General features: G+C 63.2%; 22 protein-coding genes and 2 pseudogenes. 10 read left to right on the top strand and 14 right to left on the bottom strand.

The window, feature by feature from the left end; all coding sequences use genetic code 11:
• Window positions 1-4 precede the first annotated feature (4 nt).
• Window positions 5-259: a hypothetical protein gene (locus tag PQV96_RS04395; RefSeq protein ID WP_142081758.1), complete on the top strand. Its 255-nt coding sequence runs from the start codon at window positions 5-7 to the stop codon at window positions 257-259.
• Window positions 260-291: 32 nt separating this feature from the next.
• Entirely contained in the window at window positions 292-663 is a 372-nt protein-coding gene (locus tag PQV96_RS04390) for a hypothetical protein (protein WP_273624715.1), read from the top strand.
• A 90-nt stretch (window positions 664-753) separates the two neighbouring features.
• Here PQV96_RS04390 and ffh read toward each other — a convergent pair whose 3' ends face one another.
• Window positions 754-2,136, bottom strand: a complete 1,383-nt coding sequence (gene ffh, locus PQV96_RS04385) for a signal recognition particle protein (protein ID WP_066784978.1) — start codon at window positions 2,134-2,136, stop codon at window positions 754-756.
• A 106-nt stretch (window positions 2,137-2,242) separates the two neighbouring features.
• On the opposite strand from ffh, the gene PQV96_RS04380 reads away from it, so the two are divergent.
• The 8 genes from PQV96_RS04380 to PQV96_RS04345 all read left to right on the top strand — a co-directional run bounded on the left by PQV96_RS04380 (window position 2,243) and on the right by PQV96_RS04345 (window position 12,526).
• Entirely contained in the window at window positions 2,243-3,040 is a 798-nt protein-coding gene (locus PQV96_RS04380) for a cytochrome C assembly family protein (RefSeq protein WP_207374453.1), read from the top strand.
• A complete protein-coding gene (locus PQV96_RS04375) occupies window positions 3,037-3,267 on the top strand; it encodes a PP0621 family protein (protein ID WP_207374454.1) in 231 nt (76 codons plus the stop codon). Before PQV96_RS04380 ends, PQV96_RS04375 begins: the two co-directional genes overlap by 4 nt.
• 11 nt (window positions 3,268-3,278) lie before the next feature.
• Window positions 3,279-4,973 (top strand): two-component system sensor histidine kinase NtrB, encoded by a 1,695-nt coding sequence (locus PQV96_RS04370; protein WP_273624714.1) that lies wholly within the window; start codon window positions 3,279-3,281, stop codon window positions 4,971-4,973.
• Between the two features lie 5 nt (window positions 4,974-4,978).
• Window positions 4,979-6,517, top strand: coding sequence for a sigma-54-dependent transcriptional regulator (locus PQV96_RS04365; protein WP_207374455.1), 1,539 nt, complete (start codon window positions 4,979-4,981; stop codon window positions 6,515-6,517).
• Between the two features lies 1 nt (window position 6,518).
• Window positions 6,519-7,112, top strand: a complete 594-nt coding sequence (gene ampD / locus PQV96_RS04360; protein WP_207374456.1) for a 1,6-anhydro-N-acetylmuramyl-L-alanine amidase AmpD — start codon at window positions 6,519-6,521, stop codon at window positions 7,110-7,112.
• A gap of 371 nt (window positions 7,113-7,483) precedes the next feature.
• Entirely contained in the window at window positions 7,484-10,390 is a 2,907-nt protein-coding gene (locus PQV96_RS04355) for a ribonucleoside-diphosphate reductase subunit alpha (RefSeq protein WP_273624713.1), read from the top strand.
• Window positions 10,391-10,525: 135 nt separating this feature from the next.
• Window positions 10,526-11,713 (top strand): ribonucleotide-diphosphate reductase subunit beta, encoded by a 1,188-nt coding sequence (locus PQV96_RS04350; protein WP_066696320.1) that lies wholly within the window; start codon window positions 10,526-10,528, stop codon window positions 11,711-11,713.
• 192 nt (window positions 11,714-11,905) lie between these two features.
• Complete coding sequence (locus PQV96_RS04345) at window positions 11,906-12,526, top strand: histone (protein ID WP_273624712.1); 621 nt, start codon at window positions 11,906-11,908, stop codon at window positions 12,524-12,526.
• Window positions 12,527-12,662: 136 nt separating this feature from the next.
• Here the strand turns inward: PQV96_RS04345 and PQV96_RS04340 are convergent, their stop codons facing one another.
• The 13 genes and pseudogenes from PQV96_RS04340 to PQV96_RS04285 all read right to left on the bottom strand — a co-directional run bounded on the left by PQV96_RS04340 (window position 12,663) and on the right by PQV96_RS04285 (window position 23,677).
• Window positions 12,663-13,559, bottom strand: a complete 897-nt coding sequence (locus tag PQV96_RS04340) for a carbohydrate kinase family protein (RefSeq protein ID WP_273624711.1) — start codon at window positions 13,557-13,559, stop codon at window positions 12,663-12,665.
• A 24-nt stretch (window positions 13,560-13,583) separates the two neighbouring features.
• Complete coding sequence (locus PQV96_RS04335; protein WP_273624710.1) at window positions 13,584-14,621, bottom strand: DUF3426 domain-containing protein; 1,038 nt, start codon at window positions 14,619-14,621, stop codon at window positions 13,584-13,586.
• A gap of 393 nt (window positions 14,622-15,014) precedes the next feature.
• Window positions 15,015-15,119 (bottom strand): annotated as a pseudogene (locus tag PQV96_RS22340) (zinc-ribbon domain-containing protein); the annotation flags it as partial.
• Window positions 15,120-15,171: 52 nt separating this feature from the next.
• A complete protein-coding gene (gene prmA, locus PQV96_RS04330) occupies window positions 15,172-16,074 on the bottom strand; it encodes a 50S ribosomal protein L11 methyltransferase (protein WP_142081769.1) in 903 nt (300 codons plus the stop codon).
• Between the two features lie 227 nt (window positions 16,075-16,301).
• The gene (gene accC, locus PQV96_RS04325; protein WP_044401556.1) at window positions 16,302-17,651 is read right to left on the bottom strand and encodes an acetyl-CoA carboxylase biotin carboxylase subunit; all 1,350 of its coding nucleotides are present in this window, start codon (window positions 17,649-17,651) and stop codon (window positions 16,302-16,304) included.
• 7 nt (window positions 17,652-17,658) lie between these two features.
• The gene (gene accB / locus PQV96_RS04320; protein ID WP_066782614.1) at window positions 17,659-18,111 is read right to left on the bottom strand and encodes an acetyl-CoA carboxylase biotin carboxyl carrier protein; all 453 of its coding nucleotides are present in this window, start codon (window positions 18,109-18,111) and stop codon (window positions 17,659-17,661) included.
• A 145-nt stretch (window positions 18,112-18,256) separates the two neighbouring features.
• The gene (locus PQV96_RS04315) at window positions 18,257-18,847 is read right to left on the bottom strand and encodes a TlpA family protein disulfide reductase (protein ID WP_273624709.1); all 591 of its coding nucleotides are present in this window, start codon (window positions 18,845-18,847) and stop codon (window positions 18,257-18,259) included.
• Window positions 18,844-19,446 (bottom strand): hypothetical protein, encoded by a 603-nt coding sequence (locus PQV96_RS04310; RefSeq protein WP_066695785.1) that lies wholly within the window; start codon window positions 19,444-19,446, stop codon window positions 18,844-18,846. The genes PQV96_RS04315 and PQV96_RS04310 overlap by 4 nt, the downstream gene beginning before the upstream one ends.
• A gap of 208 nt (window positions 19,447-19,654) precedes the next feature.
• Window positions 19,655-19,918 (bottom strand): annotated as a pseudogene (locus tag PQV96_RS04305) (tripartite tricarboxylate transporter substrate-binding protein); the annotation flags it as partial.
• Between the two features lie 360 nt (window positions 19,919-20,278).
• A complete protein-coding gene (locus PQV96_RS04300; RefSeq protein ID WP_420482185.1) occupies window positions 20,279-21,013 on the bottom strand; it encodes an SDR family NAD(P)-dependent oxidoreductase in 735 nt (244 codons plus the stop codon).
• 2 nt (window positions 21,014-21,015) lie between these two features.
• On the bottom strand, window positions 21,016-22,245 hold the full coding sequence (gene pcaF / locus PQV96_RS04295; protein WP_273624707.1) for a 3-oxoadipyl-CoA thiolase: 1,230 nt from the start codon (window positions 22,243-22,245) through the stop codon (window positions 21,016-21,018).
• A gap of 35 nt (window positions 22,246-22,280) precedes the next feature.
• Complete coding sequence (locus tag PQV96_RS04290) at window positions 22,281-22,931, bottom strand: 3-oxoacid CoA-transferase subunit B (RefSeq protein ID WP_273624706.1); 651 nt, start codon at window positions 22,929-22,931, stop codon at window positions 22,281-22,283.
• Between the two features lie 29 nt (window positions 22,932-22,960).
• Window positions 22,961-23,677 (bottom strand): 3-oxoacid CoA-transferase subunit A, encoded by a 717-nt coding sequence (locus PQV96_RS04285; RefSeq protein WP_207374465.1) that lies wholly within the window; start codon window positions 23,675-23,677, stop codon window positions 22,961-22,963.
• Window positions 23,678-23,681: the final 4 nt, after the last annotated feature.

Below are 23,681 nucleotides of genomic sequence, written 5' to 3'. Positions count from 1 at the left end.
GCCCATGGCCACACAGACCATTACCACCGACCAATACAAGCTCTACCCCTCGCCCCGCAACCAGTACCGCGAGATTTTTGAGCACCAGGTGTTCGTGCCCTACCCCTACGCCATCATTGACCTGGAAGTGATGGAGCTGGCAGGCAAAACCACCCTGTACGCTGCCTGCCGCCTGTCGGACATGAAAATGGGCCAGGTGGTGACCTTTGAGCTGGCGCCCGACCAGGCCAAGTTCGAGCGTCTGTTCACCCCCGATTGAGCGGCCCCACCGCCCATCCACGCCCCCTGCCCATGCACGAAGAAGACAACCAGATCCACGTCCCGCCCTCATTCCTGGCGGTGTATGCCGACAGCCGCCAGCGCCTGCGCGAACCGGCTTCGGTCGTCCGCAACCGCTACGAGCTGTGCGAAGACCTGGCCGGGCACCTGGTGGAGCAAGCGCAAACGCTGTACCACGTGCAAGCCCCGTCGGAAGCCGAGATCTTGCGGCGCATCCACGCGGGGCTGTGCGCGGCCGAGTCAGGCGTTTCAGTAGACGAAGCAACCTGGATCACCACCCGGCTGGCGGAGCTGCTGAACTGGCCATGCCCCGTGCTTACCCCGCCCGCCACCGAGGATGGGGCCGAAGGAGAAGGCCCGGCCAGCCCACCACAGCAGCCATGAAAAAAGGCGCAAACCCTGTAAAGGTTTTGCGCCTTTTTAGCCTCTAGCGCTTATCCAACAAGCGCCAGCAGCTATTGATTCAGTAGCAAATCAAGAGCCGCCAAACGGCATCTTGGGCATGCCGCCCAGGCCTTTCATGCCGCCCATGCGCTTCATCATCTTCATCAGGCCGCCGCCCTTCATCTTCTTCATCATGTCCTGCATCTGCTCAAACTCTTTGAGCAGGCGGTTCACCTCTTGCACATGCACGCCAGCACCGGCGGCAATGCGCTTTTTGCGGGTGGCCTTGATGAGATCAGGCTTGCGGCGCTCCAGCGGCGTCATGCTCTGGATGATGCCTTCCTTGCGCTTGATGTCTTTTTCGGCCTTGTCCATGTCGATGGAGCCCGCCTTGGCGGTGAGCTGAGAGGGCAGCTTGTCCATCAGGCTCGACAGCCCGCCCATCTGCTTCATCTGCTGGATCTGCGCCAGGAAGTCATTCAGGTCAAACCCGTCGCCGCTCTTGACCTTGGCCGCCAGCTTCTGCGCGGCTTCCATGTCCACGCCTGCCGTGACCTGCTCCACCAGCGCCACGATGTCGCCCATGCCCAGAATGCGGCCCGCGTGGCGTTCGGCGTCGAACACTTCGAGGCCATCGATCTTTTCCGACACACCCGCAAACTTGATGGGCGCGCCGGTGATCTGGCGCACCGACAGCGCCGCGCCACCGCGCGAGTCGCCGTCCAGCTTGGTCAGCACGATGCCGGTGAGCGGCAGCGCCTCTTTGAACGCCTTGGCGGTGTTGATGGCGTCCTGGCCCTGCATGGCGTCCACCACGAACAGGGTTTCAACAGGGTTGATGGCGGCGTGCAGGTCCTTGATTTCCTTCATCAAGGCTTCGTCAATCGCTAGGCGGCCGGCGGTGTCCACCAGCAGTACATCAAAGTAATGCTTCTTCGCGTAGTCGAGCGCGGCGTTGGCAATGTCCAGCGGTTTCTGGTCAGGGGTGCTGGGGAACCACTCGGCTCCAGCCTGGGCCGTCACGGTCTTGAGCTGCTCAATGGCGGCAGGGCGGTACACGTCGCCCGACACCGTCAGCACCTTCTTCTTGCGCTTTTCAATCAGGTGCTTGGCCAGCTTGGCAGTGGTGGTGGTTTTACCGGCACCCTGCAAGCCTGCCATCAGGATCACGGCGGGCGGCTGGGCGGCCAAGTTGATGTCGGCCACGCCTTCGCCCATGGTGGCCGCCAGCTCGCGGTTGACGATGCTGACCAGCGTCTGCCCCGGCTTGAGCGAGCCCAGCACTTCTTGGCCCAATGCCTTTTCCTTGACGCGGGCGATGAAGTCGCGCACCACGGGCAGGGCAACGTCGGCCTCCAGCAGCGCCATGCGCACCTCGCGCAGCATGTCCTGGACGTTGGATTCGGTGATGCGGGCCTGGCCGCGCATCTCCTTGACGAGTCGCGTGAGTTTGTCGGTGAGTGCGGAGGCCATAAGGGGTTCTGGAAAGGTTCCGGTGTGAGCCGCAACCTGCACGCAAGTCAAAAGCAGGCAGGTTTGCCAGGGCGCTGGCAGCGGGCGAAAGGCTAAACTGTGACCCATGATTTTACCCAGTGCTTCCCCCGTCAGTTGGCTGCTGGCCCTTGCCGCCGCCTTGGCATACGCCGCACCCGTCGCAGCCGCTTCCCGCCTGGGGGCGGCGGCGTCGCGCAACGCACTGCTCGTGGCCTGGGTGCTGCACGGGGCCTTGCTGGTGTGGGGGCTGTGGGGCGAGGCGCCGCGCTTCGGCTTTGCCCCCGCGTTGTCGATGACCGCATGGCTGGTGCTCACGATGTATGCGGTGGAGCGCCAGTTGTTTCCGCAGATGCGGGCCCGCTGGGTCCTGGCCGCGCTGGGCGCTGCCACCATCGTGCTGGCGCTGCTGTTTCCGGGGCAACCGCTGCATGTGGCGGCGTCGGCCTGGCTGCCGCTGCACCTGGCCCTGGGCATTGCCTGCTATGGCCTGTTTGCGGCGGCAGTGGTGCACGCCTGGCTGATGACGCGGGCCGAGCGCCACATCCGGCAGGCCGAAGACCCTGACAGCGGAATCCCCTTGCTGACGCTGGAGCGCCTTACCTTCCGTTTTGTGACGGCCGGGTTTGTGCTGCTCAGCGCAACGCTGCTGGCTGGATGGCTGTTCAGCGACATGCTGTATGGCCGCGCCTGGCGCTGGGACCACAAAGCGGTTTTCTCGTTCCTGTCGTGGCTGGTGTTTGCCGCGCTGCTGCTGGGGCGGGCACGCTTTGGCTGGCGGGGGCGCAATGCGGTGCGCATCCTCTATGCAGGCTCCGCATTGCTCATGCTGGCGTATGTCGGCTCACGCTTCGTGCTTGAAGTGATTCTGGGCCGCAGCACATGAAGTACCTGGTTTTGCTATTGGTGCTGGTAGTGGCTTTTGGCATCTGGAAAAGCCGCCGCAACCTTGCGCAACCCAGCCGCCCCCACCAACCCAGCCCCCCCACGCCTCAAGACATGGTGGCGTGTGCGCACTGCGGCCTTCACCTGCCGCGCACTGACGCCATCGTCCAGTACGGCGCCCACTACTGCTGCGCAGACCACCTGCGCGCAGGCCCTTCGCACCGTTGAAAGGCGCCTTCTTGAGCGATAGCCGGCTGTTCCCCAACGAAGCCCCCTTTGTGCGGCTGTGGCGGGGCTTTCTCACCGGCCGGTTGATGATTGCCGTGGCACTGCTGGTGCTGCAGCTGCTGGGGTATGCCTTCAACCAGGCGCAGGCATTCACACCAGTCGTGCTGGCGGTGTGCGTGGCCTATCTGGTAGCCACCGTGATGCTGCGGATTCTGGGGCGCCACACCCCACCCTACCCAGGTACCGGGCCGCACTGGCTGCCTTCGATCGGGGTGGATATTCTGGTGGTCTCCGCGCTGCAGCTGCTGCACCCCGGCACCATGAACTACACGCCTTTGTTCGGATTGCCCATCCTGATGGCGGCCGTGCTGGGCACGCTCACACTGGCCCTGGGCACCACGGCGGCGGTCACCTTGCTGCTTTTGCTGTGGGCCTGGTGGACGGGAGATCAATCCTCAAGCGACGACGCGCAACGTTACCTGCAAAGCGCCCTCACCGGCACCGGCTACTTCGTCGTAACCTACCTGGTGCACCAGCTCTCTGCCAGGCTGGTGGGCGAGCAGGAAGTGGCCGAACGCAGCCGCATGAAGGCGCAGGTGCAGACGCAGATCAGCACTCTGGTGATCGAGCACTTGAATGATGGTGTGCTGGTGGTGGACGAGAACGATACCGTGCGCATGGCCAACCCTGCTGCACAGGCGTTGCTGGGGGATGGGCAGAACACGGCGCTTCCCTTTTCGCTGGGAAACTGTGTAGGCTGGCAGCCGCTGGTCGCACTGGCCCACCGCACCTTCGACGAAGAGCAGCCCCAAACTGCCGACGTGGCCCTTCTCCATCCTGGCGAAAGCCCCATGGGCCTGCACGTGCGCACCTGGCTCACCTCCACCCCCAGCGATCAAAACAGCCGCGCAGAGCGGGTGTGCGTGATGTTTCTGCACGACCTGCGCGAGATGGAAGCCCGGCTGCGTACCGAAAAGCTGGCGGCCATGGGCCGTATGTCTGCGGCCGTGGCGCATGAGATTCGCAACCCCCTGGCAGCCATCGTCCAGGCCAACGCCTTGCTGGAGGAAGACTTGCAGGACCCTGGCCAGAAGCGGCTGGCGCACATGGTGCAGCAAAATGCCGACCGCCTGGCCCGCATCGCCGAGGAGGTGCTGGACATCGCCCGGGTACAGCACCAGATCAACCATGCGCCAGGTGCCACCCTGGCGCTGGATGCCAGCGTGGCACAGGTGTGGAGCGACTGGAGCAGCCAAGACCCGGCGCGGCGGCGCGGGCAGGTGTCGCTGGAAACCTCGATGGTGCAGGTGGAGTTCGACCCCGAGCACCTGCGCCGCGTGCTGGTGAACCTGCTGGACAATGCCCTGCGCTACATGGGCCCAGAGGAAGACTCGCTGGTGGTGCAGACGCGCACCAGCCCCGCTGGGCAGACCACACTGCAGGTGTGGAGCGACGGCGCCCCCATGGACAAATCCGTCGAGCGCCATCTGTTTGAGCCCTTCTTCTCGTCCGAGAGCCGCTCCAGCGGCCTGGGGCTCTATATTTGCCGCGAGCTGTGCCAAAGGCATGGCGCATCCATCAGCTACCAGCGCACCACACGCGACACCGCGCGTGGAAAAGTCGGTGGCAACGCATTCACCGTCGCGTTTCGCCGCACCATACGCCCCGTGGAACCCGCCACGCTTTTCGACTCGATCGTGATCTGAGAACCATGAACGCTCCCGCCGCATCCATCCTGGTCATTGACGACGAGCCCGACCTGCGCACCTTGTATGAACTGACACTGCTGCGCGAGGGCTACCGCGTGGAAACCGCATCCACCGTGCAGGAAGCACGCGAACAACTCCAGAGCCGCCTCTTTGATGTGGTCATCTCGGACATGCGCCTGCCCGACGGCTTTGGCATGGAGATCCTGCAAGACCTGCGTGACCAGCAACGCCGCGAACGCTGCGTGGTCATGACCGCTTACGGCTCCGCTGAAAATGCCGTTGAAGCCCTGCGGGCGGGGGCATTTGACTACCTGACCAAGCCGGTGGACCTGAAACAGTTTCGTTCAGTGGTGGCCTCGGCCGTTCAAGGCACCGGAGCAACCCCCGCGCCGCGCGCCCCCCGCGGTGGACCGGCGCCCCGCAATCAGACAGCAGACGCAAGCACTTCCACGCTCCATTCATCGCTGGATCGGCTGGTGGGAGATTCGGAAGCCATGCGCAACGTCAAGCAGCGCATTGCCAAGGTGGCCCGGGGCATGGCGCCGGTGCTGGTGCGTGGCGAATCAGGTACAGGCAAAGAGCTCGTCGCGCAGGCCCTGCATGCCTGCAGCCAGCGCGCAGAAGGCCCGTGCATTGCGGTGAATTGCGGCGCCATCCCAGAAAACCTGCTCGAAGCCGAATTCTTCGGTGCCCGCAAGGGCTCCTACACCGGCGCGACACAGGACAGGGACGGCTACTTCCAGGCTGCGCGCGGAGGCACCCTTTTCCTGGATGAGATCGGGGACCTGCCCCTGGCCATGCAATCGAAACTGCTGCGGGCCATCCAGGAACGCAGCGTGCGCCCGCTAGGCTCCACGCAAGAAGAAACGGTGGACGTGCGGATCGTGAGTGCCACGCACCGTGACCTTGCTGCCGACGTGCAGGCGGGCAGATTTCGCCAGGATTTGTATTACCGCCTGAACGTCATCGAAATCGTCATCCCACCGCTGCGCGAGCGCAGGGAAGACCTGCCCGCTTTGTGCGCTACGCTGCTGGCGCGCATTGGCCATGAGTCGGGCATGCCTGCGCCCCGACTCACCGAACAAGCCTTGCAGGCGATTGCCACCCATCCGCTCACGGGCAACGTGCGCGAACTGGAGAACGTTCTGCACCGCGCAGTGGCATTGACTGAAGGGGATGAGCTGCAAGTTGAAGCGTTCTCGTCTGGCTGCCCCACCGCCCAGGGCTCCGCGCACCCTGCAGCAACCTCACAGCCGCTACAGACACCACACAAGGCGCCCCACGAACCTCCATCCTCGATGACAGCCCACGCTGGGGCGGAGCAGGATGGCGCTGGCACAGCCCCCCTGCCCAACGATTTGCAAGCATGGCTGGACCAGCAAGAGCGCGATATTCTGATCCGCGCACTCAAGGAAACAGGCTTCAATCGCACCGCCACGGCGGCGCGCCTGGGCATCAGCCTGCGCCAGATCCGTTACCGGATTGCACGCCTGAACATCGGCGTGCCCAACGACCAGGATTTTCAAGACGAGATCGGCTGAGATGACCGGCTTGCAATCCGTGTGGGAAGGGGGATGGCATCGCGGCGCGGTGCGCCTACCGTCGCCCAACTTCGGCCCCCGCCCCCTGGGGGCCTTGCAGGTGGTGGACTTGGTCGTCGTGCATTCCATCAGCCTGCCGCCCGGGCAATACGGCACCGGCGCTGTGCAGCAGCTGTTCACCAATGCCCTGGACTGGGATGCCCATCCCTACTATCAGCACATCAAAGGCCTGCAAGTGTCTGCGCATTTTTTCATTGAGCGCAACGGTCGGCTCTGGCAATTTGTCGACTGCGACCAGCGCGCCTGGCACGCTGGCCAGTCTTTTTATCGGGGCCGGGCCAACTGCAACGACGACTCCATCGGCATTGAGCTGGAAGGCCTGGAGGGCTTGGCGTTCGAGTCCGCCCAATACGAAGCCCTTGGGGAGCTGTGTCGCGATTTGATCGAGCGCTACCCATTGCACTATGTGGCAGGACACGAACACATCGCCCCAGGCCGCAAACAAGACCCCGGCCCCGGCTTCGATTGGGCAAAGCTGGGCAGCGAATTGCCTGTAAACATCCTTGAGTTACCGAGTCAAGCGACCCCCAGGTAAACCCGACCTCTTTTCAGGTTAAAACACAGCGGCAGATTCAGGGTAGGATCGCGCCCCTTCGAAACCTCCATCCAGGCTGTACGCGCCCCTGCGGGGCAAATTCCGCGACAGCCCGCGCAGCCACAACATTTGACGCGCCAAACCTTGCGATCAAGCGGGCTTGGCTGCCATTCGTTCCTGCGGAGTGGCTCTTGAGCCACAGGTTTGGAGCACTCACCCCGCCAAGGCATTACACTACCAGTAGTGTCTTGAACACGATCGACACACCATATATAGTGTGCGACAACCAAAAACGGTTGCACACGTCTAGCCTTTGCAGCAGCCCCGACCTGCTGCCATTTCTCCCCCGCCAGCCCACAGAGAGGACACCCATGCAAGCTGCTTTGAACACCCCTGCCACCCCGCACGCGACCCCTGAAGAGACCGCAGGCGACGCTGCCAACGCAGCAGCCAATGCGCAGGGCCACTACCAGATCATTCGGCGCAATGGCGCGGTGGTCCCGTTCGAAGCACCCAAGATTGCCATCGCATTGATGAAGGCATTTCTGGCCGTCCACGGCACCCAGGGCGCAGCCTCTGCCAGCGTGCGCGAAGTGGTGGATGCACTGACCCAGGGCGTCACCCGCGCGTTGATGCGCTCGCGCCCAGGAGGCGGTACTTTCCATATTGAAGATGTACAAGACCAGGTCGAACTGGGCCTGATGCGCGGCGGCCACCACGAAGTGGCGCGTGCTTACGTTTTGTATCGCGAGCGCCGTGCACAAGAACGCGCTAACCAGGTTCAGCAACAGGCCCCAGCGGCCCCTGCGCTGCATGTTCTGGAAAATGGCCAGCGGGTTGCCCTGGACCCTCGTCGCCTGCAATCGCTGATTGAGTCGGCCTGTGTGGGACTGGGCCAGGATGTCAAAGCTGACCCCATCGTGGCAGAAACCATGCGCAACCTGTACGACGGCGTCCCCATGGACGAGGTGTACAAGGCTTCCATCCTCGCCGCCCGCACCCTGATCGAAAAAGACCCGGATTACACCTACGCCACCGCACGCCTGCTGCTCCATACCATCGTGCGCGAAGTGCTGGGCCGTGATGTGACCCAGGACCAGATGGCCCAGGCTTACACAGAGTACTTCCCTCAATTCATCCAGAAGGGTGTTGATAACGAACTGCTGGACCCACGCCTGCTCAAGTTCAACCTGCCCCGCCTGGCCGCCGCACTCAAGCCCCAGCGCGACCTGCAGTTTGACTACCTCGGCCTGCAAACCCTGTACGACCGCTATTTCCTGCACGTCCGCAAGACTCGCATCGAACTGCCACAGGCTTTCTTCATGCGCGTCGCCATGGGCCTGTCCCTCAACGAGGCGGACCCAGAAGCCCGCGCCATTGAGTTCTATGAAGTGCTCTCCAGCTTCGACTTCATGTCGAGCACGCCCACGCTGTTCAACAGCGGTACGCTGCGCTCGCAACTGTCCAGTTGCTACCTGACCACCGTACCCGACGACCTGGACGGCATCTACGAATCCATCAAGGAAAACGCCTTGCTGTCCAAGTTTGCGGGCGGCCTGGGCAACGACTGGACGCGCGTGCGCGCCCTGGGCTCGCATATCAAGGGCACCAACGGCGAATCCCAAGGCGTGGTTCCCTTCCTCAAGGTGGTGAATGACACGGCCGTGGCAGTCAACCAGGGCGGCAAGCGCAAGGGCGCCGTCTGCACTTACCTCGAAACCTGGCACCTTGACATCGAGGAGTTCCTGGAGCTGCGCAAGAACACCGGCGATGACCGCCGCCGCACGCATGACATGAACACGGCCAACTGGATCCCTGACCTGTTCATGCGCCGCGTGATGGAAAAGGGCACCTGGACTCTGTTCTCGCCTTCCAACGTGCCTGATCTGCACGACCTGTTTGGCGCAGAGTTCGAGAAGGCCTATGTGGCCTATGAAGCCAAGGCCGCCAGTGGCGAACTCAAGCCCAGCAAGACGGTGCAAGCCACCGACCTGTGGCGCAAGATTCTCACCATGCTGTTCGAAACTGGCCATCCCTGGATCACGTTCAAGGATGCCTGCAATGTGCGCTCGCCCCAGCAACACGCTGGCGTGGTGCACTCGTCCAACCTGTGCACGGAAATCACGCTCAACACCAGCGACACCGAAACAGCGGTGTGCAACCTGGGCTCGGTGAACCTGCGCCAGCACTTGAAGAACGGCCAGATTGACCACGAGAAGCTGAAGAAAACGATCACGGTGGCCATGCGCATGCTGGACAACGTCATCGACATCAACTACTACGCGGTCAAGAAGGCGCGTGACTCCAACCTGCGCCACCGCCCTGTGGGCCTGGGCCTGATGGCGTTCCAGGACAGCCTCTATGAATTGCGCATTCCTTACGCATCGCAAGAAGCTGTCGAGTTTGCCGATCGCTCGATGGAAGCGATCTGCTACTACGCCTACTGGGCATCGACCGAGCTCGCCAAGGAACGCGGCCAATACTCCAGCTACAAGGGTTCGCTGTGGGATCGAGGCATCCTGCCTTTTGACACCCTGGACATGCTGGCGCAAGCCCGTGGTGGCTACGTGGAAGTGGACCGCTCGTCCACCCTCGACTGGGATGCTCTGCGCAAGAAGATTGCACAAGATGGTATGCGCAACTCCAACTGCGTTGCCATCGCACCCACAGCCACCATCTCCAACATCATTGGTGTGGACGCATCGATCGAACCCTCGTTCGGCAACCTGTCGGTCAAATCCAACCTTTCCGGCGAATTCACGGTCATCAACGGTGGTCTGGTGCGCGACCTCAAGCGTCTGGGCCTGTGGGATGACGTGATGATCATGGACCTCAAGCACTTCAAGGGTTCGCTGCACCCCATCGACCGTGTGCCTGCAGATATCAAGGCGCTGTATTCCACGGCGTTCGAAGTCGAACCCAAGTGGCTGGTGGAAGCCGCTTCGCGTCGACAAAAGTGGATCGATCAGGCGCAGAGCCTGAACATCTACATGGCTGGCGCTTCGGGCAAGAAGCTTGACGACACCTACAAACTGGCATGGGTGCGCGGCCTCAAGACCACGTACTACCTGCGCACCCAAAGCGCTACGCACGTGGAAATGAGCACCGTGAACACACGTCAGCTCAACGCCGTGTCGTCGGGGCCAGAAGGCGTATCGGCCCACGCCGCTGAAGGCCCTGCAGCCACGCTGGCCAGTGCAGCGCCTGGTAGCACCGTGCCTGCCACCGACGTCAAATTCACAGCCATTGACGACGTCGCATGTGAGGCGTGCCAGTAACTCCATGCAAGCGGAGCACTCCTGATCCAGAAGTGCTCCGCGCATGTGCTGTGAAGCAACAAAACGTTGCTGCATAACGCTTCAGTGCTTTTCTTTTTGCAGCACTCCTTTCATAATCCGATCACTGGAAAACCTATGCTGACCTGGGACGAAGAAGTCAAGCCCTCATCGCAAAAACCAACGGACGGTGGCCTGCAAAACGGCCACCAGGCAGCGCAGTCGCCGCTGCCCATCCAGACACCTGCATTGCAGCCAACAGCTGCTGCAATTCCCGCGGCCACAGCTGCCGCTCCTGCAGCCACTCATCGCCGAGTGAACGCTGCCGACAAGCGCATCATCAACGGCCAGACCGACGTCAACCAGCTCGTGCCCTTCAAGTACAAGTGGGCATGGGAGAAGTACCTTGCGACCTGCGCCAATCACTGGATGCCGCAAGAGGTGAACATGACGCGTGACATCGCGTTGTGGAAAGACCCCAATGGCCTGACCGAAGACGAGCGCCGCATCGTCAAGCGCAATCTCGGTTTCTTTGTGACGGCTGACTCGCTGGCTGCGAACAACATCGTGCTGGGCACATACCGCCACATCACTGCCCCAGAATGCCGTCAGTTCCTGCTGCGGCAGGCTTTCGAAGAAGCCATCCATACCCATGCGTACCAGTACATCGTGGAGTCGCTGGGCCTGGACGAGAGCGAGATCTTCAACGCTTACAACGAAGTCCAATCCATCCGTGACAAGGACGAGTTCCTGATCCCCTTCATTGAAGCGATCATGGACCCCAACTTCCACACAGGCACCCCTGAAGCCGATCAGACGCTGCTGAAGTCGTTGATCGTTTTCGCCTGCCTGATGGAAGGGCTGTTCTTCTACGTAGGCTTCACGCAGATTCTGGCACTGGGTCGCCAGAACAAGATGACTGGCGCTGCCGAGCAGTACCAGTACATCCTGCGCGATGAATCGATGCACTGCAACTTCGGCATCGATCTCATCAACCAGCTCAAGCTTGAGAACCCCCACCTGTGGACCGCAGAGTTCAAGGCAGAGATCAAGGCCTTGTTCATGAAGGCCGTCGAGCTGGAATACCGATACGCCGAAGACACCATGCCCCGCGGCGTGCTGGGCATGAATGCCTCGATGTTCAAGGGCTACCTGCGCTACATCGCCAACCGCCGCGCAACGCAGATCGGCCTGGAAACCCTCTTCCCCAACGAAGAGAACCCCTTCCCATGGATGAGCGAGATGATCGACCTGAAGAAGGAACGTAACTTCTTCGAGACCCGCGTCATCGAGTACCAATCGGGCGGCGCCCTTTCTTGGGATTGATCCCATCGCGCGCTTTCTGGCCATGGACGCTTACACCACACCCCGCACACACACCTCGGCGCTGCCTTGGTTTGTGCGGTGGTGTTCCCGTATTCATGGTGATGGAGCTACTGCAGCGTCCATCACCATGGATCGCTTCCTGTCCACTGTAGACGGGGAGTGCTCTTTGCTCACTGACCCAAGGAGAACATGATGGCAACTGCGAAAAAACCGGCCGCCAAGAAAGCCGCCCCAGCAAAAAAAGCGACTCCCGCTAAACCCGTAGCTCCAGCGAAGAAGGCTGCTGCTCCAGCGAAGAAGGCTGCTGCTCCAGCCAAGAAGGCCGCTGCTCCAGCCAAGAAGGCTGCTGCCCCAGCGAAGAAGGCTGCTGCTCCAGCCAAGAAGGCTGCTGCTCCAGCCAAGAAGGCTGCTGCTCCAGCCAAGAAGGCTGCTGCTCCAGCGAAGAAGGCTGCTGCTCCAGCCAAGAAGGCTGCTGCTCCAGCCAAGAAGGCTGCTGCTCCAGCGAAGAAGGCTGCTGCTCCAGCCAAGAAGGCTGCTGCTCCAGCCAAGAAGGCTGCTGCTCCAGCCAAGAAGGCTGCTGCTCCAGCCAAGAAGGCTGCTGCTCCAGCCAAGAAGGCTGCTGCTCCAGCGAAGAAGGCCGCTGCTCCAGCGAAGAAGGCCGCTGCTCCAGCGAAGAAGGCCGCTGCTCCAGCGAAGAAGGCTGCTGCTGCAAAGAAAGTGGTGAAGGCTCCAACAGCCCCTGCCGCTCCCGCTGCTCAGACCACGCTGAACCCCCAGGCTGCCTGGCCGTTTCCCACAGGCACCAAGCCCTGAGGAAGCCCAGCGCTCCAAGCCCAACCCGGTGCCCTGCACCGGGTTTTTTTATGGCTGTACGGGGAGAGCCTTGAGCACAGTGTCAAAGGCCCGCTCTGGATGGCAGGCCAAGCCCCTCAGTCCCATCACGCTCCCATCACGCGGGGGTGAAATTCAGGACATAGTTCTGTGGGCCACGCTGCGCAATCTTCAGCGCGCCCACCTTGTTGCCCAGTTCAGCACACCGCGCCAAAGGCCAGCCCTGCTCCAGACCAAACAGCAGGGCCCCACGCCAAGCGTCACCGCACCCTGTCGGATCCACCACGGCCGCTGGCTGCACAGCTTGCACTCGCTCACGCTCGCCATCCACCCACACATCACAACCTTCACCGCCCAACGTCACTACCAGGCCCTTCACCTTGCGCGAGATGTCTGCCAGGCTCAAGCCGGTGCGGTCGCACAGCATCTTGCCTTCGTAGTCGTTCACCGTCACCCAGGTGGCTTGCTCAATGAATTGGGTCAACTCAGCGCCATTGAACATGGGCAAGCCCTGGCCCGGATCGAACACGAAAGGGATGCCAGCCGCCACGAACTGCGCTGCATGTTCCAGCATGGCATCGCGCCCATCTGGCGAGATGATGCCCAGCTTGATATCGGGATGGGATTCGATGCGGGTGATGTGCGCCTGCATCATGGCCCCCGGGTGGAACGCCGTGATCTGGTTGTTGTCACGGTCGGTCATGATCATGGCCTGCGCCGTATAAGTGCCGTCCACCTGCTTCACATAGCGGTCACTGATACCCAGCGCAGCCAGGCGCTGCAGGTACTCGCCACCGTCTGTTCCCAGCGTGGCCATGGGCAGGGGCTCGCCGCCCAGCAACTTGAGGCTGTAAGCGATGTTGCCCGCGCAGCCACCAAAATCACGACGCAACGATGGCACCAGAAAGGACACGTTGAGGATGTGCAATTGATCCGGGAGGATCTGCTCAGCAAACCGCCCCTCAAAAGTCATGATGGTGTCGAACGCCAGGGAACCACAGATAAGAGCGGCCATAAAAAGCAATCAATAAAAGAAGAATCAGGGATAAAACGCCAGCAGGCGATAGCCCGCCACGCGGGCGCCGCCAGTGGTCACCAGCACCGACACGGAAGCACTCCATTCGCCGCCCGCGGCAAGTTCCTGCGGAGCGCCCATGTCAGCAGGTAGCAATACACGGCGCAAAACAGGTTGGTCCTGCGCATCGGTCAGCGTCAGCTCCACCGCCGGCATCTCCAGCGCCACGGTAGAACGGCTCTTCATCGTGACGGCGAGCACATAGCTGTCGCCCCGCGCCTTGTTGAAGGAGGAGCTGTCGATGACCACCTCTGAAATTTGCCGCAGAGGCGCCAGTTCACACCCCAACGGCTCACACAGGGCCAGCAAGAGGGGGCGAAGCTGTGGTGCCACGGCAGCCACGCGGTTGCGCTCATGCACAGCCACCTGCGCTGCGAGTGCAGTCGCCAAACACAAGCCCAGCACAACCAGCCCACTGCGCACCAGAGGCTTGCGCCAAAACGCCCGTCGGCGAGCTGCTTTGACGAAGCTGACATCCTCCGCCGCGTCAGGCGCCTCATCGTCTTCGCCCTCGCTGCTTTGGTAAGCACGCGGATCTGGAGTTGCCGGCTTCGCTTCCTTCGCACCAGTGGCTTCGTCGATCGAAGGAAACTCCACCGATGGCAAAGAGGGCTTTACAGGCTCCTCGGCATCGGCAAGAGACTGCACTTCAGCAGGAGGAAGTGCGGGCAAGGATGCCAGAACATCCATGCCATCAGCAGTCATGCCCTCCACGCCGCTGTCGGTCACCACATCTGCCTGCAGCGGCTTGGTAGGCGCTGCCTGCTCTGCACTGGTCGCGGTGACACCGTCCACCTGCGAAGCGGTTGGCGAAGGCTGTGCATCAGACTCCAACGTCAGCGGAGTGTCTGCAAAGTCTTCGGCGTAAGGCAGCTCATACCCTTCGGGCTGCGGCACTGGTGCTGCAGGCGTCTGCGCCAAAGCTTCCGAAGAAACCGCCGAGGGATGCGTCGCACGAAGAGGTTCCTGCAGCACCAGCTCCAGCATGTCAGGCGACAACACGCGGCTTTCCTGCCGCCCTGCAAACTCGGGCGGAGGTGGTGGAGGGGGCGGAGCAACCGGAGCCTTGGGCGGCACGCTCGGGGCATCTGCCCCCTTCCAGGCAAAGGTAGCAGCAGGCTCAAAAATGGGAGGCGGCTCCGCACCGACCAGTGGAGGCTCCGCAGCCAAAACACCGGCACCCGACGGGGCTGGCGCATTCCCTGACGGCGCGTCAGGCTCCACAACAACCCGAGAGAAAGCTTTTTGGACAGGAGCCGGAGGAGCCCCCCATGCGCGCGAAGAATCATCCGCCCGCGCCACTGGCATGGGCGGTGGTCGCACGTCGGTCAGCGATACGTCGGGCAAAAGCGCTGGTGGGGGCGCTGGCATGAGCGATTCGGACGCATCAAACACCTCGGCGCAGTGACCGCAGCGCACCCAGCCATCAGAAATGCGCAACTGATCCGCGACCACCTTGAATTGGGTCGAACAGGCGGGGCAGCGTGTGATCTGGCTCATCTGCAATGGATTGTAGAGCGCAGGCCCCACAGCCCGCGGGGCCTCGCAAGGCTCAACGGCTGGCGGTCATCAAAATCCAGCCGTCTTCCGAATCGGCCACTTGCAGTGGCAGCCAGGGGGCATAGGCCTCCTTCAGCTCATCTGCCTGCCGCTCCAGAATGCCGGCCAGCACCAGGTGTCCGCCAGCCGCTACATGGCTGCACAGCAAGGGGGCCAGCACGCGCAGTGGCGTCGCCAGGATGTTGGCCAGTACCGTCTGGTATTCACCCTGGGCCTTGTCGGGCAGGCCCGCCTTGAGCTGCACGCCATTGGCCTGCGCGTTTTGCAGGGTGGACTCCACCGCTGCAGGGTCGATATCCACCGCATCAATATCCACCGCACCGAACTTGGCAGCACCAATGGCCAGGATGCCCGAGCCGCAGCCGTAGTCCAGCACACGCCCCAGGGTACTGGAGCCATCGGCGGCCACCGTGCCGTTGCGCGCAATCCAGCGCAGACACATGCGGGTCGTGGGGTGCGTGCCAGTGCCAAAGGCCAGGCCTGGGTCCAGGCGAATGCTGCGCACAGCCTGCGGTGGCAACTCATGCCAGGTCGGCACGATCCAGAAATCGGGGGTGATGTCCACTGGCGCAAATTGCGATTGGGTCAGCCGCACCCAGTCTTGCTCAGGCACTTCGGCAACGCCCAGCACCTGGCAGCCTTCAAAAAAGTCTTGTACGGTCAGCAGTTGCTGCGCCTCTTGGGCAGCATCGGCCGTGGGGAACAGTGCCACCACGCGGCTGCGCTGCCATCCATCCTTGGGCGGGGGCATGCCGGGCTCGCCAAACAGGGCCTGCTCGGCATCGGTCTGCGCATCGGCGTCTTCCACCGAGACGCTCAAGGCGTCCAGCGCATCCAGCGCGTCGCTCACCGCTTCAATGCGGTCTTCAGGGCACATCAGGCTCAGCTCAAACATGAAAAACGCCTCTTTGCAAAAATGAAATGCTGGCACCCGTTTCCGGGAGCCAGCATGTGAACCCACTGTGGCCGCACCAGCCCAAGACTGGAATCAGCCTAACAAACACCCAACGCCCGCAGCCCCCCGCAAGCCACCGCCGCGCTGGCGGTGTCTCCCTTCCCGAATGGCGCAGCCATTCGAGAAAAGGGGGAAGGCGCGAAGCGCCTCAGGGGTTTGTACGCAGCCTAGCGTTTGTGTTGCGACAGCCACTCTTCCAGATAGTGGATGTTGGTGCCGCCCGCCATGAACTTGGCATCCACCATCAGCTCGCGGTGCAGCGGCACATTGGTGTTGATGCCTTCGATCACCGTCTCGGACAGCGCCGTGCGCATGCGGGCCAGGGCCTGCTCGCGCGTGTCGCCGTGCACAATGATCTTGCCGATCATCGAGTCGTAGTTGGGCGGCACGAAGTAGTTGGTGTAAGCGTGCGAATCCACACGCACACCGGGGCCGCCTGGCGCGTGCCAGGTGGTGATGCGACCGGGTGACGGAATGAACTTGTAGGGGTCTTCCGCGTTCACCCGGCACTCGATGGCGTGGCCACGGATCTCGATCTGGCGCTGGGTGAAGGGCAGCTTTTCGCCAGCCGCCACCATGATCTGCGTCTTCACGATGTCCACGCCCGTGATCAACTCGGTCACCGGGTGCTCCACCTGCACGCGGGTGTTCATTTCAATGAAATAGAACTCGCCGTTTTCGTACAGAAACTCGAACGTGCCCGCACCGCGGTAGCCGATCTTCTTGCAGGCCGCAACGCAGCGCTCGCCGATCTTCTCGATCAGCTTGCGCGGAATGCCGGGCGCTGGCGCCTCTTCAATGACCTTCTGGTGGCGGCGCTGCATGGAGCAGTCGCGCTCACCCAGGTACACCGCGTTGCGGTGCTTGTCGGCCAGCACCTGGATTTCGATGTGGCGGGGGTTCTGGAGGAACTTCTCCATGTACACCGCAGGATTGCCAAACGCAGCACCCGCTTCGGCCTTGGTCATCTGCACCGCATTGACCAGGGCAGCTTCGGTGTGCACCACGCGCATGCCGCGGCCACCGCCGCCGCCAGCGGCCTTGATGATGACCGGATAGCCGATGGCCTTGGCGATGCGGCGGATCTGCACCGGGTCGTCAGGCAACTCGCCTTCAGAGCCAGGCACGCAGGGCACGCCGGCACGGATCATGGCCTGCTTGGCTGACACCTTGTCACCCATGATGCGGATGGACTCGGGCGTGGGGCCGATGAACTGGAAACCGCTCTTTTCCACGCGCTCGGCGAAGTCGGCGTTTTCGCTCAGGAAGCCATAGCCGGGGTGGATGGCTTCAGCATCGGTTACCTCGGCGGCCGAGATGATGGCCGGCATGTTGAGGTAGCTCAGGGGCGACGGGGCGGGCCCGATGCACACGGCCTCTTCGGCCAGCTTGACGTATTTCGCATCGCGGTCGGCTTCGGAATAGACCATGACGGCCTTGACTCCCAGCTCGCGGCATGCGCGTTGGATACGCAGAGCGATCTCTCCGCGGTTCGCAACCAGAATTTTCTTGAACATGAGCGCCTTATTCGATGACGAACAGCGGCTGTCCGTATTCCACGGCCTGGCCGTTTTCGCCCAGGATACGGGTCACGGTGCCCGACTTGTCGGCCTCGATCTCGTTGAGGATCTTCATGGCCTCGATGATGCAGAGGGTCTCGCCTTCTTTGACCTGGCTGCCCACTTCCACGAAGGGCTTGGCGCCGGGACTGGACGAACGGTAGAACGTGCCCACCATCGGCGACTTGACCACATGGCCCGTGGGGGCTGCGGCGGCAGGACTGGGCAGTTCGGCCACAGGGGCCGCAACGGGCGCTGGCGCCACGGGGGCTTGCATGGGCGCTGCCACATATTGCTGAACCACGGCGCCGCCGCTCTTGACGATACGGACTTTGCCTTCGGCCTCGGTGATTTCGAGTTCGGAAACGTTTGACTCGGAGACGAGGTCGATCAAGGTTTTGAGTTTTCGCAGATCCATGGAAGCTCCAACGGCTATAAAACTAAATAGGGCGCGAATTTACTCTAATTTCGGACTACCTCAGCGATTGAGAGGTAATTTTCATCAACATCGAAGCTGATGGAGCGCATCAAACGCTGAAAAAAGCCCCATGAAGGGGCTTGGCTTACCGCAGATGGACCCACTGCTGGAGGTCATCGGGCGTCACTTGCCCCATTTTACGATGCAGCACCCGGCCCCCCTGCCCCAGCACCACGGTGAAAGGCAGGCCACCGGTGAGGTTACCCAGCGACCGGCCCAGCTCCGTGCCGCCCAGGCCCGCCAGCCCCACGGGAAAGTCCAGCGGCAGCCGGTCCAGAAACTTGCGCACCGACGAGGGCTGGTCGATCGCCAGGCCCACCACCTGCCAGCCCTTGGACGCGTTTTCCCGGTAAAACGCGTTCAGCATGGGCAGCTCTTCCACGCAGGGCGGGCACCAGGTGGCCCAGAAATTCAGCAGCACGGGGCGGCCCTGCAGGGCTTTCATGGCCAGCGGGGCACCGCCTGTGGGGGTGTCAAACTCCATGCCCCACAGGGCCGCCTCGGCGCCATCTTGCATGGCGTGGGGCTGAAAACGCCACCAGGCCAGCCCGGCCCCGCCCAGCGCGGCAGCCCCGGCCACGGCGCCATACAGCCAGCGCCTGCGCGATGTGGGTGCGGGCTGGGCGGCGGGTTCAGCAGCGCTGGCGCTGCGGGAAACGTCGGGCGGCAAACTCATGGGGCAGTCTCTTCCAGAACACGGCGCACGGCCGTCACATCGCCGCGGGGGGTGCGTCCCTTGGCATCGGGTTTCAAGGCGCCACGCAGGTCGTCCAGGTCGTAAATCATCAGGTGCACGCCGATCATCTCCTGGAGCTCAGGGCACTTGCTGCCCAGGCTCAGGGCCTCGACCGATTCCCCATGAAAGCCCGTCACCGTGCGCGGCTCGTAGTCGACATGGTGATCGATCAGGGCAATCTCTGCCGACTTGGGGTCATCGCAGAACAGCTGGATGTAGATATCAGACAGGCGCGTGGCCGTGCCATGCCAGACCGAGCCCGCCAGATGCGGCCGAAACTCGGCCATGCGCACCATCCACACCAGCGCCAGCTGGCGCAGGGCGCGCAGCTCGCGTGGCTGGGTGTCGGCACAGAAAATGTCGAGGTATTCGCGCACCGCGTCTTCCACCTGGTCGTTGTCAGGCAGCGGGGTGCGGGCGGGCAGACCCATTTCGCGCACTGCGCGGCGCTTGGCGGGGCCCCATTCGAGCCCCTCTTCCACAACGATGCGGGCCGTGATGGCGGCAATTTCGGCAGTCAGGGGGTTGGATACAGGCATGGAGGAACCCTCGCGGCATCAGCAGCCGACATTGTCGCGTGAACGCAAACAGGCACCGCCCGCGCGCCCGTATGGCACCGAGGGTTTCTCAGGCTCTCTGTGTTTGCTATTTTTATGATAGCTGCTGACGCTTACCCAGTAAGCGCTAGCGTGCTTTTTTCCTTAAACCCAGGCATTCCCCCGGGCCAGGCCCGGCAGGTTGGGGAAATCAGTCCAGGCTGGCGCCGGACTCTTTCACCACCTTGCCCCACTTCACGCTTTCGGCCTGGATGAAGGCTGCGAACTGCTCGGGCGTTTCGCTGTAAACCTCGGCGCCCTGCTCGTTGATCTTCTTCTTCACATCAGGCTGGGCCAGCACCTTGACGATGGCGGCGTTCAGCTTGGCCAGCACGGGTGCGGGCGTGCCTGCGGGGGCAAACATGCCAAACCACGAAGTGGCCTCGTAGCCAGGCACGCCGGCTTCGGCGATGGTGCCGCCTGCGGCGAAGGGCACGATGATGGTGACGGGCTGGGTGGGGTAAGCCTGGGCCAGGGCCGACGTACCGCCGAGCAGACCAGCGCCCAAAACGACGGCCGAAGCGATGGAGCCCAGGGCGAAGCGGCGGGTGGCGTGGGAATGTTGCATGGGAGTCTCCTTCAAAGAAGCTGCTGGACAGAAATAGCGTTTGGTGAGCCACGTCCCAATCGCCACAGCGTTTGAGACTGGCACGGCGCAGGCACGGGACGCCGAGGAAGGGCCACCCCCCGTACCGAGGGCGTCGTCCCCCTTCCCGAATGGCGAAGCCGTTCGAGAGAAGGGAGGGGGAGCGAAACGACTCAAGGGGTTGTCACTTCACACCGGCGCCACGCCCAGCGTGGTGCCGCCGCAGACGTACAGCACCTGGCCGGTGATGAAGCCGTTGTCGGGCGAGAGGAAGAACAGCGCCGTGCGCGCCACGTCTTCGGGGGTTCCCATGCGGCCCACGGCAATGCTCTTGAGGATGCGCTCTGTCTGCGGGGCGCCTTCGGGGTTGCTCTGGCGGAACAGCTCGGTGGCGATGGGGCCAGGGCCGATGGCGTTGACGGTGATGCCGTCGCGGCCCAGTTCCATGGCCAGCGTGCGGGTCATGCCGATCATTCCGGCCTTGGTGGCCGAATAGACGATGCGCTCACCCTTGCCCAGTGCGGCACGCGAAGACATGTTCACGATGCGGCCCTGGCCACACGCGCGCAGCGTGGGCAGGAAGGCCTGCACCAGCAGCATGGGCGCACGCAGGTGCAGGCCCACCACATCGTCCAGCTGCGCGGTGGTGGCGGTGTCGATGGTGCCGGGGCGCGTGGCGCCCGCGTTGTTCACCAGTGCTGTCACGTTGTGCTGGGCGGCAATCTCGGCCGCGCGTTCGCGGGTGGAGGCCTCGTCCGTCAGGTCGCCCTGGTACGAGGTGAGCAGCGGGTGGCTCCAGGTGGGCAGCACGTAGTCGAGGTTGACCACGGCCCGGCCCTGGGCCAGCACGGCTTCGGCAATCGCACGGCCAATACCGTTGCTGGCGCCGGTAACCACGGTGACGGGGGTGCGGGTATCAGCCACGGTCACACCCGCTCGATGATCAAGGCAATGCCCTGGCCCACGCCAATGCACATGGTGCACAGCGCGTATTGGCCCGCGTGCTCGTGCAGGCGGTTCACGGCCGTGGTGACCAGGCGCGCACCGCTGGCACCCAGCGGATGGCCCAGGGCAATGGCACCGCCCCAGGCGTTCACGCGGGCGTCGTCGTCCTTCAGGCCCAGGGCGCGCAGCACGGCCAGGCCTTGGGCGGCGAAGGCTTCGTTCAGCTCGATCACGTCCATGTGGTCGAGGGTCAGGCCGGTTTGCGCCAGCACCTTCTGCGTGGCGGGCGTGGGGCCAAAGCCCATGATGCGCGGGGCCACGCCAGCGGTGGCCATGCCCACCACGCGGGCGCGGGGCTTGAGGCCGTATTTACCAGCATGGGCCTCATCGGCCAGCAGCAAGGCGCAGGCGCCGTCGTTCACGCCCGATGCGTTGCCCGCCGTCACCGTGCCGTCAGGCCGCACCACGCCCTTGAGCTTGGCCAGCGCTTCCAGGCTGGTTTCGCGGGGGTGTTCGTCCTGGCTGACGATGATGGCGTCGCCCTCGCTACCGGAGGGGCCTTTCTTCTTCTGCGGGATGGTGACGGGCACGATTTCGCGCGCCAGATGGCCAGCCTTGATGGCGGCCACGGCGTTGAGCTGGCTGCGCAGGGCCATCTGGTCTTGCGCTTCGCGCTCGATCTTGAAGTCCACCGCCACGTTCTCGGCGGTTTCGGGCATGGAGTCCACGCCGTACTTTTCCTTCATCAGCTTATTGACGAAGCGCCAGCCGATGGTGGTGTCATACACCGCGTTGTTGCGGCTGAAGGCGGTTTCAGCCTTGGGCATGACGAAGGGGGCGCGGCTCATGCTTTCCACACCACCGGCAATCATCAGGCCGGCTTCGCCAGACTTGATGGCGCGCGCGGCCGTGCCCACGGCGTCTAGGCCGGAGCCGCACAGGCGGTTGATGGTGGCGCCGGGCACTTCAACGGGCAGGCCCGCCAGCAGGCTGCTCATGTGGGCCACGTTGCGGTTGTCTTCGCCAGCCTGGTTGGCGCAGCCATAGAGCACATCCGTCACGGCAGCCCAGTCCACACCGGGGTTGCGCTCCATCAGGGCCTTGATGGGAATGGCGCCCAGGTCGTCAGCGCGCACGCTGGAGAGGGCGCCGCCGTAGCGGCCGAAGGGGGTGCGGATGGCGTCGCAGATGTAGGCTTGGGATTGGCTCATGGAAGATGTCTCCTTAATAGCGGCTCAGGGTTCAGTCAGGCTGCGGGGCGGATGGGCAGGCCCACCAGTTGCTCCAGCTCGGGCAGGGTCAGGCCGGGCACCAGGTCGATGAGCTGCAGCCCGGTGGGCGTGCAAGCCAGGGTGCACAGGTCGGTGTAAATGCGCTTGACGCAGCCCACGCCCGTGAGCGGGTAAGTGCACTGCTGCACCACCTTGCTGGCGCCCTGCTTGGTCAGCAAATCCATCATCACCCAGGTCTGCTTGGCACCAATGGCCAGATCCATCGCACCGCCCACGGCGGGAATGGCGCCGGGCTCGCCCGTGCTCCAGTTGGCGAGGTCGCCCGTGGCCGACACCTGGAAGGCTCCCAGCACACAAATATCCAGATGGCCGCCGCGCATCATGGCGAAGCTGTCGGCGTGGTGGAAATACGCGCCACCGGGCAGCAGCGTCACGGGCTGCTTGCCGGCATTGATCAGGTCGTAGTCTTCATGGCCTGCGGCGGGCGCGGGGCCCATGCCCAGAATGCCGTTCTCGCTTTGCAGGATGACTTCACGCCCTTCAGGGATGTGGTTGGCCACCAGGGTGGGCTGGCCGATGCCCAGGTTCACATAGGCACCGTCGTGGATGTCTTGCGCCACACGGCGGGCCAGTTCGTCTTTGCTTCGTTTTTGATAGCTGCTCACGCTTGTTCCTTCTGCGCTAAGGGCGCTTTTTATGCAGACTTCTTGAAACCACCGGCCTGGGTGGCGGTGCGCTCGATCTTCACCACATGGCTCACGTAGATGCCGGGGGTGACGATGGCTTCGGGGTCCAGCGCGCCCAGCTCCACCACTTCATGCACGGTGGCGATGGTGGTCTTGGCAGCGGTGGCCATCACGGGACCAAAGTTGCGGGCCGACATGCGATAGGTCAGGTTGCCCCAGCGGTCGCCCTTCTGGGCCTTGATGAGCGCCACGTCGCCGTAGATGGGGTACTCCAGCACATACTGCTTGCCGTTGATTTCGCGGGTTTCCTTGGGCGAGCCGTCAGCATTGAGCGCCAGTTCAGTGCCATAACCCGTGGGGCAGAAGAAGGCGCCAATGCCCGCACCGGCCGCGCGCAGGCGCTCGGCCAGGTTGCCCTGGGGCACCAGTTCCAGTTCCAGCTTGCCGCTGCGGTACAGCTCGTCAAACACATAGCTGTCCACCTGGCGTGGAAAGCTGCAGATGATCTTGCGCACCCGCCCGGCCTTGAGCAGAGCGGCCAGGCCGTGGTCGGCATTGCCAGCGTTGTTGTTCACCACCGTCAGGTCGCGCGCGCCCTGCGCAATCAGCGCGTCAATCAGTTCGCCAGGAATACCCGCGGTGCCAAAGCCCCCGATGAGCACCGTGGCGCCATCGCGCACACCAGCCATCGCCTGGGCCGCCGAGTCAGCAATCTTGTTGATCATGAAA

Origin of the sequence: Acidovorax temperans, assembly GCF_028596105.1 — a bacterium.
In the GTDB taxonomy this organism is placed as follows: Bacteria; Pseudomonadota; Gammaproteobacteria; order Burkholderiales; family Burkholderiaceae_C; genus Acidovorax; species Acidovorax temperans.
This window is presented reverse-complemented; position numbering and strand designations above follow the sequence as displayed.

Excerpts from the sequence above, each read along its gene's own strand:
- PQV96_RS04395 (WP_142081758.1), top strand. The coding sequence starts at position 5 with ATGGCCACACAGACCATTACCACCGACCAATACAAGCTCTACCCCTCG.
- PQV96_RS04390 (WP_273624715.1), top strand. The coding sequence starts at position 292 with ATGCACGAAGAAGACAACCAGATCCACGTCCCGCCCTCATTCCTGGCG.
- ffh (WP_066784978.1), bottom strand. The coding sequence starts at position 2,136 with ATGGCCTCCGCACTCACCGACAAACTCACGCGACTCGTCAAGGAGATG.
- PQV96_RS04380 (WP_207374453.1), top strand. The coding sequence starts at position 2,243 with ATGATTTTACCCAGTGCTTCCCCCGTCAGTTGGCTGCTGGCCCTTGCC.
- PQV96_RS04375 (WP_207374454.1), top strand. The coding sequence starts at position 3,037 with ATGAAGTACCTGGTTTTGCTATTGGTGCTGGTAGTGGCTTTTGGCATC.
- PQV96_RS04365 (WP_207374455.1), top strand. The coding sequence starts at position 4,979 with ATGAACGCTCCCGCCGCATCCATCCTGGTCATTGACGACGAGCCCGAC.
- ampD (WP_207374456.1), top strand. The coding sequence starts at position 6,519 with ATGACCGGCTTGCAATCCGTGTGGGAAGGGGGATGGCATCGCGGCGCG.
- PQV96_RS04355 (WP_273624713.1), top strand. The coding sequence starts at position 7,484 with ATGCAAGCTGCTTTGAACACCCCTGCCACCCCGCACGCGACCCCTGAA.
- PQV96_RS04350 (WP_066696320.1), top strand. The coding sequence starts at position 10,526 with ATGCTGACCTGGGACGAAGAAGTCAAGCCCTCATCGCAAAAACCAACG.
- PQV96_RS04345 (WP_273624712.1), top strand. The coding sequence starts at position 11,906 with ATGGCAACTGCGAAAAAACCGGCCGCCAAGAAAGCCGCCCCAGCAAAA.
- PQV96_RS04340 (WP_273624711.1), bottom strand. The coding sequence starts at position 13,559 with ATGGCCGCTCTTATCTGTGGTTCCCTGGCGTTCGACACCATCATGACT.
- prmA (WP_142081769.1), bottom strand. The coding sequence starts at position 16,074 with ATGTTTGAGCTGAGCCTGATGTGCCCTGAAGACCGCATTGAAGCGGTG.
- accC (WP_044401556.1), bottom strand. The coding sequence starts at position 17,651 with ATGTTCAAGAAAATTCTGGTTGCGAACCGCGGAGAGATCGCTCTGCGT.
- accB (WP_066782614.1), bottom strand. The coding sequence starts at position 18,111 with ATGGATCTGCGAAAACTCAAAACCTTGATCGACCTCGTCTCCGAGTCA.
- PQV96_RS04315 (WP_273624709.1), bottom strand. The coding sequence starts at position 18,847 with ATGAGTTTGCCGCCCGACGTTTCCCGCAGCGCCAGCGCTGCTGAACCC.
- PQV96_RS04310 (WP_066695785.1), bottom strand. The coding sequence starts at position 19,446 with ATGCCTGTATCCAACCCCCTGACTGCCGAAATTGCCGCCATCACGGCC.
- pcaF (WP_273624707.1), bottom strand. The coding sequence starts at position 22,245 with ATGAGCCAATCCCAAGCCTACATCTGCGACGCCATCCGCACCCCCTTC.
- PQV96_RS04285 (WP_207374465.1), bottom strand. The coding sequence starts at position 23,677 with ATGATCAACAAGATTGCTGACTCGGCGGCCCAGGCGATGGCTGGTGTG.